The following is a 16,060-nucleotide window of genomic DNA, read 5'->3' as shown; positions in this document are numbered from 1 at the left end:
GAATATATCGATCATTTTATAACCCGGCGAGATAATCCCCACCGGGCATTATTTTAACGTTTTAAAGGCTGTCCGGCTGTTTCACGGGCGCGCATCACGGTGATGAAGGTGATTAACGCAGCCCCCATGACATAGAAGGCGGGTGAAAACTTATCGCCTGTCGACGTAATAAGCCACGCGGAGAACCACGGCGTGATGCCGCCAAAGAAGGCCACGGCAAAGTTATAGGCAATCGACAGGCCGCCGTAGCGCACGTTGGTAGGAAAGAGCTCCGCCATCGCTGCCGTACATGCGCCATCAAACGCAGCGATAAACGCGCCGAGCATCACCATCGCCAGCACCGCTGAGAGCACATCGCCGTTCGCCATGATCATCATCGCCGGGTAACTCAGCAGAATAAACCCCGCACAACCCGCCAGCATCAGCGGCTTACGGCCGTACTTGTCAGAGAGATAACCCATAAATGGCACCAATACCGCAACGGAGAAGAGGCCGATAGTGGTGATGGCGTAGGCATTAAGTTTGCTGAAATGCAGCTCGGTGGCGAGGTAGCTTGGCATAAACGTCTGGAGCGTCCAGTGCCCTACCGCTTTGATCACCACAAACCCGACACAGAAGAGCAGCGCGCGCCAGGCGGTCGTCACCGCTTTGCGCAGCGGCGCGGTTTCAATCTGCCCGCTTTTCATCGCCTCAAGAAACTCCGGCGAATCTTCCAGATGCCTGCGCAGATAGAGCCCGACCCAGCCGAGCGGCCCGGCAATCAGGAAAGGAATGCGCCAGCCCCAGTCGTTCATGGTGCTCTCACCCAGCGCAGCGGTGAGCAAGAACACCAGCCCGGAGCCAACAACGAAGGCCATAAAGCCAAAGTTGTCGATCCAGCAGGTGAAATAACCGCGTCTGGCGGTCGGAGCGTATTCTGCCAGATACGTTGTTGCGCCCGAGCTTTCACCGCCTGCGGCAAAGCCCTGCACCAGGCGGGTGATGACCAGCAGTACCGTGGCGGTAATGCCAATCTGGTGATAGGTCGGCAGCAGCCCCATGACAAACGTTGCGCCCGAGGTGAGCAAAATCACCGTCGCCAGCACCTTCTGTCGGCCTTTACGATCGCCCAACGAGCCGAAGAACAGTCCACCGAGCGGGCGCATGATAAACCCGGCGCCAAATACCGCGAACGAGGAGAGCAGCGCAACGCTGGGGCTGGAGGATTGAAAAAATTGCAGGCCGATAATTGCCGCCAGCGTGCCGTAGAGGCCGAAGTCGAACCACTCCACAAAGTGACCGATGCCGGTGGCGAGCAGAACTTTACGTAATTTGCGCGATCCGCCGGCCTGCGCATCGGCAGCCACCCGGTCGAGTGATTCCTGTACTGGCTGTGTCATTTGCCTCTCCCGCTCTCGATAGTGTTTCTATAATAGATATAATATCTACACTGCTTGTTCGAATTTCGCCCACAGGCGATGATAGAAAATGTGATTTCTCCCCAGCTTTTTCTTACAAAAATCAGGCGGGATCACAGCATTCTGGGGCAAGTTACGCAAAAACGGTTAAGGAATTTCGCAGGATATGCAGCCCGGTCACGGATGTCACCGGGCAGAAGGCGTTATCGTTCGCGCTTTTTCGGCATCATGCGCAGCAGCGTATTGTCTTTGAAAATGTAATGGTGCAGCAGCGCGGCGGCGGCATGCAGGCCAACAATAAAGTAACCGAGCGTGGCGAGGAGTTCGTGGTACTCCTTAAGCGTGTCGACCAGATCGAAATTAGCCTCGGCTGCGTGGGGCATCGGCAGGCCAAAGGCGATCCACGGGCCGCCGCGGTTATACATCATCAGCAGGCCCAGCAGCGGCAAGGCGATAAACAGCAGATAAATCGCCAGATGCCCGAGGTGCGCCAGCCCGGTCATCATCGCGGAGGGTTTAGGCGCAATAGGCGGTGCCGGGTGTTTTAGCCGCACCAGTAACCGTGCGACCATCAGCACGAGAACAGAGATACCGCATGAGACGTGGACAATATTGAAATATGGCCGGTAACTGCGCGGCGCAAACCCGCGAAACTCCATGGCGCAGTATGCGCCGACGACCAGCAGCACCACCAACCAGTGGATGGCGATCTGCGGGCCTGAATAGTTGCTACGCATATGAAACCCCTGAAAGAACGAACCGGCTTTCAACATAACGGGGTTTCCTTAAAAATTCATTAACTTTTCTGTATCACTTTTCAGCCACTTAGCGCTTACGCGGCGCGCGTGGTTTGCGCAGTAAAAACCGACAACGCAATAATGAATAAGCACAAAACATAAGGAGCCTGTGTGGATAAGCTGACGCCGCAAAAACTACTGAGTTTAATGGAGGACGCCGTCGCGCGCGCCACCACCTTTCCCGTCTGGCCGCAGGGCGAAGCGCCCGGCGCGAAGGTCAGCCCGGTACAGTTTCAGCTGGAAACAGAGCATACCGGCCCCTCGCCTTTCGATCGCTCGGTGACCGGCGTGCGGGCACCGGAAATCACCGTTTATGCGCCACAGCACCCCAACGGTGTCGGCATTCTGGTGACGCCCGGCGGCTCTTACCGCCGTGTGGTGCTGGATAAAGAGGGCAGCGCCCTCGCCCCCTTCTTTAATGAACGCGGCTATACCCTGTTTGTGATGACCTACCGCTTCCCCGGCGATGGTCATGCCGAGGGAGCAGACGCGCCGCTGGCGGATGTGCAGCGGGCAATGCGCCTTATCCGCGCCCAGGCGGAGCGCTGGCAGCTTGACGGCGACAAACTCGGCGTGATGGGCTTTTCCGCTGGCGGCCACGCGGCGGCGAGTCTCGGCACGCGTTACCACGATTCGGTCTATACACCAATGGACGCCATCGATGAGCAGAGCGCGCGCCCGGCGTTTATGGCGCTGGTCTACCCGGTGATCACTATGCATGCCGATATCGATCACCCGATGTCGCGCCAGCAGCTAATTGGCGATACGCCCGATGAGGCGCAGATCCGCCGCTACTCTGCCGAGGAGCAGGTCAACAGCCAGACGCCGCCAACCTTTTTGCTGCATGCGGTCGACGATCCGGCGGTAAAAGTGGAAAACAGCGTGGTGATGTTCAGTGCGCTGCGCCGCCTCGGCGTGCCGGTGGAGATGCATCTGTTTGAGCAGGGGAAACACGGGTTTGGTATTCGCGATGCGCTGGGCTTACCGGTTGCCGTCTGGCCGGAGTTGATGATGGCGTGGATCGAAAGCAAGGTGTGAAAACGCCCCCGCGTGCTGCGGGGGCAGGCTTATCACGATTGCAGGTAGACCACCTGGGTTTGCAGATATTCATTCAGGCCGTGGCGGCCATCCGCGCCGCCAATGCCCGATTTACGCCAGCCAGCGTGAAACCCCTGCATCGCTTCAAAGTTCTCGCGGTTGATGTAGGTTTCACCAAACTTCAGCCCGCGCACCGCTTTCATCGCCTGGTTGAGATCGCGGGTGTAGATCGAAGACGTGAGGCCATAGTCGCTGTCATTCGCCATCGCCAGCGCCTCATCAAGCGTGTCGAACGCCACCACCGGCAGCACCGGGCCAAAGGTCTCCTCATGCATGATCGCCATCTCCTGCTTGACATCCAGCAGCAGCGTCGGCGGATAGAAGTACCCTTTTTCTGCAACTTTTTCGCCGCCGAGGACAACTCGCGCCCCTTCGGCGACGGCGTGCGCCACCTTCTCTTCCACTCGCTGCAAGGCCGCGGCGTTGATAAGCGGCCCCATCGCAATGTCGTTGCGCTGCGCCGGATCGCCAAACTGCACCGCTTTCATCGCTTCGCCGAGGCGGTTGACGAAGCGATCGTAAATGCCCTTCTGCACATAGACGCGCTCGGCGCAGTTACACACCTGTCCGGTGTTGATCACTCTGGAGTCAACAATCGCTTTCACCGCCAGCTCAAGGTCGGCATCGTCGAGTACAATCGCTGGCGCTTTACCGCCCAGTTCGAGGCACACTTTGGTGATATTTTTCGCGGCCGCCGCCATGATCTTCTCCCCCGCGCCGACGCTGCCGGTCATGCTGACCATCGCCACTTTCGGGTTACCCGCCAGCTCCTGGCCGACGGTTTCGCCGCGCCCGAGCACCAGGTTGAAGACCCCTTTCGGTAAGCCAACCTGCTCAACGATTTTGGCGAATGCGATGGCGTTACTCGGGGTAAACTCGCTGGGTTTGATCACAATGGTGTTGCCGGTAATCAGCGCAGGCGCCATTTTGCGGGCGATAAGAAAGAACGGGAAGTTCCACGGCAGGATGCCGGTGGTCACGCCCAGCGCACGTTTAAAGACAAAGATATTCTCGTTCGGGCGGTCGCTTTGCAGGATCTCCCCTTCGTAACGGCGCGCCCACTCGGCCATATAGTCGATGTAATCGGCGGTAAAGGAGACTTCGACATCGGCGAGCTGCTGGATTTTGCCCCCTTCGGCGACAATCAGCGCGCTAATTTCGCTGGCGTTGTCACGAATGCCAGCGGCAATTTTACGCAGCCAGCCTGCACGCTCAATGGCGGGTAGCGCTTCCCAGCCGGGCTGTGCCCGCTCGGCGGCCTCGATGGCCTGGCGAGCATCCTCTGCGCGCCCGTCGGGAATACGTGCGAGAACCTCTTCCGTTGCCGGGTTGATCACATCAAGCCAGCTTTCGCCCTGCCAGCTGACAAATTGCCCATCAATAAACATCGGGTGTTGTACGGGTGCTGTCATGATCTGCTCCTGTAATGGCATTGTTTTTAAAAAGCTAACGTGTTGTTAAAAATCTATCGCCGCGGCGGGCGATGCCGAGGCTCAGGAGCAACTTTTGTGAGGGAACGCAAAAAAGCGGCGGGAAAAGCGAACAAAAAATTACGTGTTCAGAGGATGGCGCTGCCCGTTTGCGCCACAGCTGACGCAAACGGGCATTGGCCTTACAGCGCGCGCTGGGATAAGGCGTCGGTGAGTTGAGGATCCGCCTGCAGGGTTTGCCAGGCCTGCTCGATCTCCGGGGGAAATTCAACATGCGCCAGGTAATCGCGCCCGTTAGGGCCATAACCGTTCGCGTCATCCCGCAGGCGCGGCACTTCCCCCATCATCAGGGAAAGATAACGTTCAACGGGCCATAACCCGCGAACGCGGGGCTGGAAAGCCAGCCCATCCGGCGTGTTGATCAACCGTGGCGTAAAGCCGGGCCAGCTGAACCAGTGCGGTGCGTTAGCATACTGCTGGCTGGCGCGGGCGAAGGTCGCCATCGTGCGCCGCTGCATGGTTGGGTCCTGTACAATCACCGCTGTTTTCGGCGCAATCTGTCGGCTCATCAGCAGTTCAAGACTCAAACGGGCATTTTCGCCGCTGTTGGTTGAGCGGTCTTCAATCAGTAGCTGGCGCTCTCCAATCTGCCAGAACTGGCGAGCGATATCGGCGAGGATCGCCGCTTCGCCGCGCCCGGTGGTACGAATCACGTTATAGCGTGGATGGCGGGCAATCGCTGAATAGAGGAAGGTGGTTGAATGACCAAGACCGCCGCTAATCAGCAGCGGTGTTTTTTGCGCTGCCGCCAGTCCGCAGGCAGCTTCAATGGTCGGAATGACGGCATTACCCGCCAGGATCACCACATCTGCCCGCACCGGCGACGGTTTGCCGGTGAAGTCATTTTGCGCCAGCCATTCACCGAGCCTGTTTACGGCGGCGAGCGTCGGCTCAGGCAGAGCGGGAAATGTTGTTTTAAGCATGGAAACCTCCTTCACATTGCTGTCTCCAGCCTAACCGCACGCCGAATACTGAACAGAGGATCTCTCCTAATCGCGGTTTTCACCACTGAGCACCGCACAAAAAGAAAACATTTCGTGACAACGTCACGCAACGAGCGACTATTTTTGTTAGCTTCCCCTGCCACGGTGTAGCGCGTAATCTATATTTTTCTTATGCACTTGCATTGCATTTATGGGCGCACGTAGAATCGTTAGCCCCCTAACTATTCAGCAAAGTAATCTTTAGGTCTTCATGCATAACCACACTCGATGTTTTTCTCTGCCGTCTATCGTTACCCATGAGGTCAAAAAGTAATGTCTGAACCCAAACGCGACCCCTACGCGCCGCGTGAATGGGCCGCTCATGAAAAGCCGATGCTGCTCGGCTCCCCTTCAACGCCCTGGCACAGCACGCCGCGGCGCATCGCCTATGGCATTGTCGGTTTGCTGGTCTCCATGACCGGCGCACTGGGTAACGCAATGGTGACGGCGAACCTGCAAAATTTGCAGGGCACCTTTGCCGCCTGGTCAACGGAGATCGCCTGGCTACCGGCGGTATACGTGATGACCAACGTCTCCATCAACCTGCTGCTGGTAAAGTTTCGCCAGCAGTATGGCCTGCGGGCATTTACCGAAGGGTTTCTGGTGCTCTATGTGCTGGTCACCTTTTTCCACCTCTTTATTAACGATCTCAGTTCTGCGCTACTGGTACGCGGTGCGCATGGCATGGTGGCCGCCGCGCTCAGCTCGCTGGGCATCTACTATCAAATTCAGGCCTGGCCAGCGAAACATCGGCTGAAAGCGCTAACCATCGGTATTACCGGTTCGACGCTGGCGATCCCGATTGCCCGCCTCTTCTCTACCGAACTGCTACAACTCGAGGAGTGGCGCGGGCTTTATCTTTTCGAGCTTGGGCTGGCGCTTATCTCGCTCGGCTGCGTGATTGCCCTCAAGCTGCCGCCGGGCGATCGTAAAAAGGTGTTTGAGAAGAAGGATTTCATCACCTTCTTTCTGCTGGCACCCGGCATGGCGCTGCTCTGCGCGGTGCTCTCCCTCGGGCGTCTCGACTGGTGGTTTGAAACACCGTGGCTCGGCTGGGCGCTGGCCGGTGCGCTGGTACTGATCGTCTCGGCGATTGTGTTTGAGCACAACCGAAAGAACCCGCTGCTCAACACCCGCTGGCTCTCCAGCGGCAGTATTGTGCGCCTCGGCCTGATTATGCTGCTGATCCGCATTGTGCTTGCCGAACAGAACACCGGGGTTTTTGGCTGGTTGCAGTATGTTGGCCTGCAAAACGAGCAGATGACCCGGCTGGCGTGGTCGATTCTCGCCGGGATTATTTGCGGGATTGTCGCCAGTTGCCTGACCATCAAGCCGCAGCGGCTGGGGTGGCCGATCCTCACCGCGCTGGCGCTGATGATTATCGCCTCGCTGATGGATAGCCAGTCAACCAGCCTGACGCGCCCGGATCAGCTGATGATAAGCCAGTTCCTCTTCGGCTTTGCCAGCGCCTTTTTTATCGCCCCCGCGATGCTGGCCGGGATTGGTGGCGTCATCGCCGAACCGCGCAACCTCGTCAGCTTCTCGGTGCTGTTTGGCATGAGCCAGAATATCGGCGGGCTGATGGGCTCGGCGATCCTCGGCACCTTTCAGACGTGGCGCGAAAAGTATCACTCAAGCCTGCTGGCGGATCAGCTCACCACCCTTAACCCGCTGGTCAATGAGCGCCTGCAACTCTATAGCCAGATGTACCAGAGCATGATCGGCGACAACAGCCTGCTCAGCGTGCAGGCGATAACCCAGTTGCAGACCGCCTCGACGTTACAGGCGACGATACTGGCTTATAACGACACTTATATGCTGACGGCGAGCGTCGCCGCCGCCACGCTGTTATGGATTGTATGGCGCTTGCTGCGCCTGCGTATTACCGCTCGTCTGGCCCTGAAACGGGCAACGGGTAGCAAATAATAATGATGACATTACTGGAGTTCTTACTATGAGCCAGCAGGACGCCGCTAAAGAGCAGGCAAGTACCCGCAGCAATGTGCGCGTGGTGTCCCTATTTACCGCCGCGGCGATCGTGATCGTCGGCGTGCTGGTGATCCTTTACGCGTGGCAACTGCCGCCGTTTACGCGGCATACGCAGTCGACGGATAACGCCTATGTGCGCGGGCAGACGACGTTTATCAGCCCGCAGGTCAATGGCTATATCACCGAAGTGCCGGTGCAGGATTTCGTCAATGTGAAAAAAGGCGACCTGATTATGCAGATTGACGACCGCATCTATCGTCAGCGCGTCGATCAGGCGAAGGCGACGCTGGCGATGAAGCGCGCCGCGCTGGAAAACAACCTGCAACAGCGCAAAAGCGCGCAGGCGGTGATCGCGCGTAATGAAGCGGCGCTCGCCAGCGCCAAAGCGCAGAACCTTCAGGCGCAGGCGGATTTAAAACGCGTCAAAGCGCTGACGGCGGACGGTTCCCTCTCGGTTCGCGAGCGCGATGCCGCGCTGGCAACCGCCGCGCAAAACAGCGCCAGTATCGCCCAGGCGCAGGCAACGCTTGAGATGTCGCGCCAGGATCTGCAAACCACCATCGTCAATCGCGCCTCGCTACAGGCAGATGTGGAAAACGCCCAGGCGGCGCTGGAGCTGGCGCAGATCGATCTGCAAAATACGCGCATCGTCGCCCCGCGCGACGGGCAGCTTGGGCAGATCAGCGTGCGCCTCGGCGCGTATGTCACTGCCGGGACGCATCTCACCTCGCTGGTGCCTGCCCAGCGCTGGGTGATTGCCAACCTCAAAGAGACGCAACTTGCTGATGTGGTTGTCGGCCAACCGGTCACTTTTAGTGTCGATGCCCTTGATGGCCGCAGCTTTAACGGCCGGGTTGAGAGCATTTCGCCCGCTACCGGCGTGGAGTTCAGCGCTATCAGCCCGGACAACGCCACCGGTAACTTTGTCAAAATCGCCCAGCGTATTCCGGTGCGCATTCAGGTGGAGGGCAAAGCCGATGAGATCGCCCGTCTGCGTCCCGGTATGTCCGTGCAGGTGCATATTGATACGCGGGAGGCGCAGCAATGAGGCGCTATCCGACACTTATCGCGCTCAGCCTGCTGCTGGCGGGCTGCCAGTCGGTGGATGTGGAACGCGCACAGCCTTCGTTACAGATCCCGGCGGCGTGGCGCAGCGAAAGCGGGCCGCTGGGCAAAGTCGACAGCGTCTGGTGGCGCAACTTTCACGACAGCCAGCTCAACCGCTATGTCGATCAGGCTCTGCGTTATAACAGCGACGTGCTGGTCGCCCGCGAGCGGGTCAATGAGTACCAGGCGCGGGTCTATGCCGCCAACGGTGCGCTGTTTCCCGAAGTGGATGTCGGTTTATCCGGCACCCGCGCCCGTTCGCAATCCGCCGCCACTGGTCAGCCGGTGCACAGCACGCTCTATAAGGGCAATTTAACCGCCAGTTACGATGTCGATATCTGGGGGGCGAGCCGCAGCGCATCGCTGGCGGCAGAAGCCTCGCTGGAGGCGCAAAAAGCGGCGGCTGCGGCGGCCGATTTAACCGTTGCCACCAATGTCGCCTCCGGTTATCTCACCCTGCTATCACTGGATGAGCAGCTGCGCGTCACGCGCTCGACGCTAAAAGCGCGGGAAGATGCCTGGCGGCTCGCCCGGCGTCAGTATGAAACTGGCTATACCTCGCGGCTGGAGCTGATGCAGTCGGATTCGGAACTACGCGCAACGCGGGCGCAAATTCCGCAGCTGGAGCACCAGATTAGCCAGCAGGAGAATGCGCTCAGCGTGCTGCTCGGCAGCAACCCGGGCGCAATCCAGCGCGGCGATTTTTCGGCGCTTACCCCGCTGTCGCTGCCTGCGCAGCTGCCATCTACGCTGCTTAACCGGCGGCCGGATATCGTGCAGGCTCAGCGCCAGCTGGTTGCCGCTGATGCCGGGCTTGCGGTATCGCAGGCGAAACTGCTGCCGTCGCTCAATCTCACCGCCAGCGGCAGTATGCAGGACGACACCCTGCCCGGCCTGCTCGATAACCCGCTGCGGCTGTGGAACATTGGCGGCAGCATTCTGGCGCCGCTGCTGAACCGCCAGGCGCTGAATGCGCAGGTGGATGTCTCCATGTCGCAGCGCAACCAGGCGCTCTATGGCTATGAAAGTACCGTGCGCAATGCGTTCAGAGAGGTGAATGACAGTCTCGATGCTATCACTCGCCTCGGCGAGCAGCTGAGCGAGCTGGAAGGCCAGCAGCAGGTGGCGGAAGAGACGCTGCGCATTGCGCAAAATCGTTACCAGAACGGCTACTCCTCCTACCTGACGGTGCTTGATGCGCAGCGCACGCTCTTCAGCGCGCAGCTCAACGCCGTGCAGGTGAAAAATAATCTGTTACTGGCGCAGGTGGATCTCTATCGCGCGCTGGGTGGAGGCTGGTCCGGTATGAACTAATTCTCAACAACACCAGGAGTTATGCTATGCAGCAGAAATGGTCCGCGGTAGATGAGTACTTAGCACAACAGCTTCTCCCTGAAGATGAGGTTCTGACGCAGATCCTCGCCAATAACCGGCGCGCCGGGTTACCTGAAATTGATGTTTCGCCAATGCAGGGCCAGCTGCTGGCGCTGCTGGTGCGCATGACGCACGCGAAACGTATTCTTGAGATCGGCACGCTGGGCGCTTATAGCACGGTGTGGATGGCGCGAGAGTTGCCCTCCGATGGCGAATTACTGACGCTGGAGTTCGATGCGTTACATGCCGCGATTGCCCGTGAGAACATTGAATTTGCCGGGTTAACCCGCCAGGTGAGAGTCAAAGAGGGCCCGGCGCTGCAAACACTGGAATCCCTCGGCGAGCGCCCGCCGTTCGATCTGATCTTTATCGATGCCGATAAACCCAATAACCCGAACTACCTGAAGTGGGCGCTGCACTATTCGCGTCCCGGCACGCTGATTATTGGCGATAACGTGGTGCGCGACGGCGAAGTGACCAACCCATCCTCCACCGATGACCGGGTGCAGGGCGTGCGTAAATTTATTGAGATGATTGGCGACAACCCGCACCTGACGGCGACGGCAATGCAGACCGTCGGCACAAAAGGATGGGATGGCTTTACGCTGGCGTGGGTAAACTCGTAAAAATCGCAGGCCGGATAAGCGTAGCGCCATCCGGCAATCCTGCGCGGATGGGGAGCTATTCCGTTTGCTAAGCCGTGGTTAACTGCCGGATGGCGGCTGGGGCCTTATCCGGCCTACAACCCCATCGCGTGCGGGTAAATTCGTTACCGTAGGCCGGATAAGCATTGCGCCATCCGGCGAGCCTGCGCGGATGGGGAGCTATTCCGTTTGCTAAGCCGTGATTAACTGCCGGATGGCGGCTGGGGCCTTATCCGGCCTACAAAACCATCGCGTGCGGGTAAATTCGATACCGTAGGCCGGATAAGCGTAGCGCCATCCGGCGATCCTGCGCGGATGTCGAACTGTTCCGTTTGGTAAGCCGTGGTTAACTGCCGGATGGCGGCTGACGCCTTATCCGGCCTACAAACCCATCGCGTGCAGGTGAATTCGATACCGTAGGCCGGATAAGCGTAGCGCCATCCGGCGATCCTGCGCGGATGTCGAACTGTTCCGTTTGGTAAGCCGTGGTTAACTGCCGGATGGCGGCTGATGCCTTATCCGGCCTACAACCCCATCGCGTGCGGGTAAATTCGATACCGTAGGCCGGATAAGCGTAGCGCCATCCGGCAATCCTGCGCGGATGTCGAACTGTTCCGTTTGGTAAGCCGTAGTTAACTGCCGGATGGCGGCTGACGCCTTATCCGGCCTACAAACCCATCGCGTGCGGGTGAGTTCGATACCGTAGGCCGGATAAGCGTAGCGCCATCCGGCGATCCTGCGCGGATGTCGAACTGTTCCATTTGCTAAGCCATGGTTAACTGCCGGATGGCGGCTGGTGCCTTATCCGGCCTACAAACCCATCACGTGCGGGTAAATTCGATACCGTAGGCCGGATAAGCGTAGCGCCATCCGGCGATCCTGCGCGGATGTCGAACTGTTCCGTTTGGTAAGCCATGGTTAACTGCCGGATGGCGGCTGGTGCCTTATCCGGCCTACAAACCCATCGCGTGCGGGTGAATTCGATACCGTAGGCCGGATAAGCGTAGCGCCATCCGGCAATCCTGCTCGGATGGCGAACTGTTCCGTTTGGTAAGCCGTGGTTAACTGCCGGATGGCGGCTGACGCCTTATCCGGCCTACAACCCCATCGCGTGTCCGGCCTACAAAGGCATTACGCGCTAATCTGCTCCATTGCTTGCAGGATGCGTTTGTCGGAGATGGGGTACGGCGTGCCGAGCTGTTGGGCGAAGAAGCTGACGCGCAGCTCCTCGATCATCCAGCGAACCGCCTTCACCTCTTCATCGTCACGACGCGCGGGCGGCAGCTTGTTCAGCCACTGCTGCCACGCCTGCTGCACCTGCTCCACTTTCAGCATTTGCGCCCGATCGCGGTGCGGATCGACCGCCAGCTTCTCCAGCCGCTTTTCAATCGCCTGTAAGTAACGCAGCGTATCGCCGAGGCGGCGGAAGCCGTTGCCGGTGACGAAACCGCGATACACCAGCCCGTTCATCTGCGCTTTGATATCCGATAACCCCAGCGCCATGGTCATATCAACCCGCCCTTTCAGACGCTTGTTGATATTGAACACCGCCGTCAGGATCTGCTCGACCTGTTTGGCGATCTCCACCACCGTGTAGTTCAGCTCGGCGCGCACTTTCTCATGCAGCGCGGCAAAGCCCTCCTCCGTCCAGACCAGGCCGCCCGCTTCATCAATCAGTTTGTCGATACCGCAGGCGATGCAGTCATCAATCAGCTCCAGTACTTTACCGTACGGGTTGAAGTAGAGCCCCAGCTTGGCTTTGTTCGGCAGCTTCTCGTGCAGATATTTAATCGGCGACGGGATGTTCAGCAGCAGCAGGCGGCGAATACCGGCCCACATTGCATTTTGCTGCTCTTGCGGATTATCGAACAGCTTGATCGCCACGCTGTCGCGCTCATCAACCAGCGCTGGCCACGCCTTCACTTTGTAGCTGCCGCGCTTCTGCTCGTAGCTTTCCGGCAACTGACCAAAGCTCCAGATATGCAGCCCGCTCTGCTCAATGCCGTCGTCGGCCACCGCCGACAGCGTCTCCTGCACTTTGCCCTTCAGTTGCTCTTTCAACTCGCTAAGGGAGCGGCCTTCGAGCAGCTTCTTATTCTTATCATCCACCACGCGGAAGGTGATTTTCAGGTGATCGGGCACCTGATCCCAGTGCCAGTCGTCGCGGTCGACGGTTACGCCGGTCATGCGGCGCAGTTCGCGCTCCAGCGCGTCGAGCAGCGGCATCTCCAGCGGCGTCACGCGGCCTAAAAACGCTTCGGCATAGTTCGGCGCGGGGACGAAGTTGCGCCGCGTCGGTTTCGGCAACGATTTGATCAGCGCAATCACCAGCTCGCGGCGCAGGCCGGGGATCTGCCACTCAAAACCGCTCTCCTCCACCTGATTGAGCAGCGGCAGCGGAATGTGTACCGTCACGCCATCGGCATCCGCGCCCGGCTCAAACTGATAGCTCAGACGCAGCTTGAGGTTGCCCTGATGCCAGAAGTTCGGGTAATCGAGCTTACTGACATTGTCCGCGCCCTCTTTGATCAGCATGCTCTTTTCAAAGTTGAGCAGATCCGGCGTTTCACGGCTCGCCTTCTTCCACCAGCTGTCGAAGTGGCGGGCCGAAATGACCTCATGGCTGATGCGCTGATCGTAAAACTCAAACAGCGTCTCATCATCCACCAGAATGTCGCGGCGGCGGGATTTATGCTCCAGCTCTTCCACTTCGGCGCGCAGCTTAAGGTTGTCGCGGAAGAAGGCGTGGCGGGTTTGCCAGTCCCCTTCCACCAGCGCGTGGCGAATAAAGAGCTCGCGGCACAGCGCCGGATCGATCTGGCTGTAGTTGACCTTACGCGCGGCGACAATCGGCAGACCGTAAAGCGTCACTTTCTCCATCGCCATCACCGCACCCTGCGAGCGCTCCCAGTGCGGTTCGCTCCAGGAGCGTTTAATCAGATGCTGCGCAACCGGTTCGACCCACTCGGGATCGATGCGCGCAGCAATGCGCCCCCACAGGCGGCTGGTTTCTACCAGTTCGGCCACCATCGTCCATTTCGGCGGTTTCTTGAACAAACCGGAGCCAGGGAAGATGGAGAAACGGGCGTTGCGCGCGCCGGTAAACTCCTGCTTATCGGCATCTTTCATACCGATATGCGACAGCAGCCCGGTAAGCAGCGCAATATGAATCTCGCGGTACTCTGCCGGCTCGCTGTTCACCGGAATTCCAAGCTCTTTCACCACCTGGCGCAGCTGGGTGTAGATATCCTGCCATTCGCGCACGCGCAGGTAGTTGAGGTAATCGACGCGGCACTGGCGGCGGAACTGGTTCGAGGAGAGCGCTTTCTGCTGCTCGCCGATGTAGTTCCACAGGTTCACAAAGGCGAGGAAATCGGACTCTTTGTCGTGGAAGCGCTGATGCTTTTCATCCGAGGCCTGTTTCTTATCCATTGGCCGCTCGCGCGGATCCTGAATCGACAGCGCCGAGGTGATGATCATCGCTTCGCGCACGCAGCCATGTTTCTGCGCTTCCAGTACCATGCGCGCCAGACGCGGGTCGACCGGCAGTTGCGAAAGCTGGCGACCAAGCGGCGTCAGTTTATAGGCGGTCTGCTGTTCGTCGGTGGCAATCGCACCCAGCTCTTCCAGCAGGCGCACACCATCCTGAATATTGCGTTTATCCGGCGCTTCGACAAACGGGAAGGCGGCGATATCGCCCAGCCCCAGCGCGGTCATTTGCAAAATGACCGACGCCAGGTTGGTTCGCAGGATCTCCGGATCGGTAAACTCCGGGCGCGAAAGGAAATCATCCTCCGAATAGAGACGAATGCAGATCCCTTCCGAGACACGGCCGCAGCGCCCTTTACGCTGGTTGGCAGAGGCCTGCGACACCGGCTCAATCGGCAGACGCTGCACTTTGGTGCGGTAGCTGTAGCGGCTGATGCGCGCGGTACCGGGATCAATCACATATTTAATGCCGGGCACGGTGAGCGAGGTTTCCGCCACGTTAGTTGCCAGCACAATGCGCCGCCCGCTGTGCGGCTGAAAGACGCGGTTCTGCTCGCTGTTGGAGAGGCGCGCATAGAGCGGCAAAATTTCCGTATGGCGCAGATCGCGTTTATTTAACGCATCTGCCGTATCGCGAATTTCGCGCTCGCCGCTCATAAAGATCAGAATGTCGCCAGCGCTTTCACGTCCCAGCTCATCCACGGCATCGAAAATCGCCTGCAGCTGGTCGCGCTCGGTGTCATCCGCCTCTTCAACAATCGGACGATAGCGCACTTCCACCGGATAGGTGCGCCCGGAGACTTCAATAATCGGCGCATTGTTAAAATGGCGCGAGAAGCGCTCAGGATCGATGGTCGCCGAGGTGATGATGATTTTCAGATCCGGGCGGCGCGGCAGCAGCTCGCGCAGGTAGCCGAGCAGAAAATCGATGTTGAGGCTGCGTTCGTGCGCCTCATCGATAATGATGGTGTCGTACTGCATCAGCAGCCGATCCTGCTGAATCTCTGCCAGCAGGATACCGTCCGTCATCAGCTTAACGAGGGTGTTATCGCTGACGTGATCGTTAAAGCGGACTTTATAGCCAACGCAGCCGCCCGGCTCGGTCTTCAGCTCTTCAGCAATACGGTTCGCCACGGTACGTGCAGCAAGACGACGCGGCTGGGTATGACCAATCAGTCCTTTGATTCCGCGCCCCAGCTCCATACAGATTTTCGGCAGCTGCGTGGTTTTACCGGAGCCGGTTTCACCAGCGACAATTACCACCTGGTTATCGCGTACCGCTTCGAGGATCGCCTGCTTCTTCTGGCTGACCGGCAAGTTTTCCGGGTAGTCAATTACCGGGCGAGACGCTTCGCGCTGCGCCACTTTCGCTGCAGCCTGTGCGGCTTCTTCTGCGATCTGTTGTAACAAGGCCTGGTGAGATTCAGGATTTTTAACTTTCTTGCTGCCCTGCAGACGGCGGGCGAAGCGCTGTTTATCGCGCAGCATCAGCGTGTCGAGCTGCGCGTAGAGATCGTTAATAGTCAATTTTTGTTGTTCAGTCATAGATTTATCGGGCAGAGCACTGCCGGGAAACTGGATCAGTTTGCAATGTGCGTAGAATAGCACATCGCAACAATCCTTTTCTTGTTCAAGAAATTCGAACATGGGCTTCGATATATTGCGCTATTCATGATTACGGATTGTGAATAG

The 16,060-nt window shown here is 58.6% G+C and carries 10 protein-coding genes; 5 read left to right on the top strand and 5 right to left on the bottom strand.

What is annotated here, in order from left to right; genetic code table 11:
* Positions 1-53 precede the first annotated feature (53 nt).
* Together N7V53_RS11580 and cybB are read right to left on the bottom strand one after the other, a co-directional pair.
* Positions 54-1,379 (bottom strand): MFS transporter, encoded by a 1,326-nt coding sequence (locus tag N7V53_RS11580; protein WP_076769880.1) that lies wholly within the window; start codon positions 1,377-1,379, stop codon positions 54-56.
* Between the two features lie 221 nt (positions 1,380-1,600).
* A complete protein-coding gene (gene cybB / locus N7V53_RS11575) occupies positions 1,601-2,134 on the bottom strand; it encodes a cytochrome b561 (RefSeq protein WP_023478751.1) in 534 nt (177 codons plus the stop codon).
* Positions 2,135-2,305: 171 nt separating this feature from the next.
* Here cybB and N7V53_RS11570 point away from each other — a divergent pair, with 171 nt between their 5' ends.
* A complete protein-coding gene (locus tag N7V53_RS11570) occupies positions 2,306-3,232 on the top strand; it encodes an alpha/beta hydrolase (RefSeq protein ID WP_279793443.1) in 927 nt (308 codons plus the stop codon).
* A 32-nt stretch (positions 3,233-3,264) separates the two neighbouring features.
* On the opposite strand, the gene aldA is transcribed toward N7V53_RS11570, so the two are convergent.
* Positions 3,265-4,704: an aldehyde dehydrogenase gene (gene aldA, locus N7V53_RS11565; RefSeq protein ID WP_279793442.1), complete on the bottom strand. Its 1,440-nt coding sequence runs from the start codon at positions 4,702-4,704 to the stop codon at positions 3,265-3,267.
* 200 nt (positions 4,705-4,904) lie between these two features.
* Positions 4,905-5,705: a YdcF family protein gene (locus N7V53_RS11560; RefSeq protein ID WP_023478746.1), complete on the bottom strand. Its 801-nt coding sequence runs from the start codon at positions 5,703-5,705 to the stop codon at positions 4,905-4,907.
* A gap of 333 nt (positions 5,706-6,038) precedes the next feature.
* Here N7V53_RS11560 and N7V53_RS11555 point away from each other — a divergent pair, with 333 nt between their 5' ends.
* From N7V53_RS11555 to N7V53_RS11540, 4 genes are read left to right on the top strand one after another with little or no spacing between them, the layout of a single operon-like run.
* Positions 6,039-7,691 carry an MFS transporter gene (locus N7V53_RS11555; RefSeq protein WP_279793441.1) on the top strand — a complete coding sequence of 551 codons (1,653 nt, stop codon included), beginning with the start codon at positions 6,039-6,041 and terminating at the stop codon, positions 7,689-7,691.
* Positions 7,692-7,719: 28 nt separating this feature from the next.
* A complete protein-coding gene (locus N7V53_RS11550) occupies positions 7,720-8,802 on the top strand; it encodes an HlyD family secretion protein (protein WP_279793440.1) in 1,083 nt (360 codons plus the stop codon).
* Positions 8,799-10,175: an efflux transporter outer membrane subunit gene (locus N7V53_RS11545; RefSeq protein ID WP_279793439.1), complete on the top strand. Its 1,377-nt coding sequence runs from the start codon at positions 8,799-8,801 to the stop codon at positions 10,173-10,175. Before N7V53_RS11550 ends, N7V53_RS11545 begins: the two co-directional genes overlap by 4 nt.
* A 26-nt stretch (positions 10,176-10,201) precedes the next feature.
* The gene (locus tag N7V53_RS11540; RefSeq protein ID WP_279793438.1) at positions 10,202-10,861 is read left to right on the top strand and encodes an O-methyltransferase; all 660 of its coding nucleotides are present in this window, start codon (positions 10,202-10,204) and stop codon (positions 10,859-10,861) included.
* Between the two features lie 1,149 nt (positions 10,862-12,010).
* On the opposite strand, the gene hrpA is transcribed toward N7V53_RS11540, so the two are convergent.
* Positions 12,011-15,913, bottom strand: coding sequence for an ATP-dependent RNA helicase HrpA (gene hrpA / locus N7V53_RS11535; RefSeq protein WP_279793437.1), 3,903 nt, complete (start codon positions 15,911-15,913; stop codon positions 12,011-12,013).
* Positions 15,914-16,060 lie beyond the last annotated feature (147 nt).

Source organism: Kosakonia sp. HypNH10 (assembly GCF_029850615.1).
In the GTDB taxonomy this organism is placed as follows: domain Bacteria; phylum Pseudomonadota; class Gammaproteobacteria; order Enterobacterales; family Enterobacteriaceae; genus Kosakonia; species Kosakonia cowanii.
Note: the sequence above shows the minus strand (reverse complement) of the source record. Positions and strands in the feature narration are given on the sequence as shown.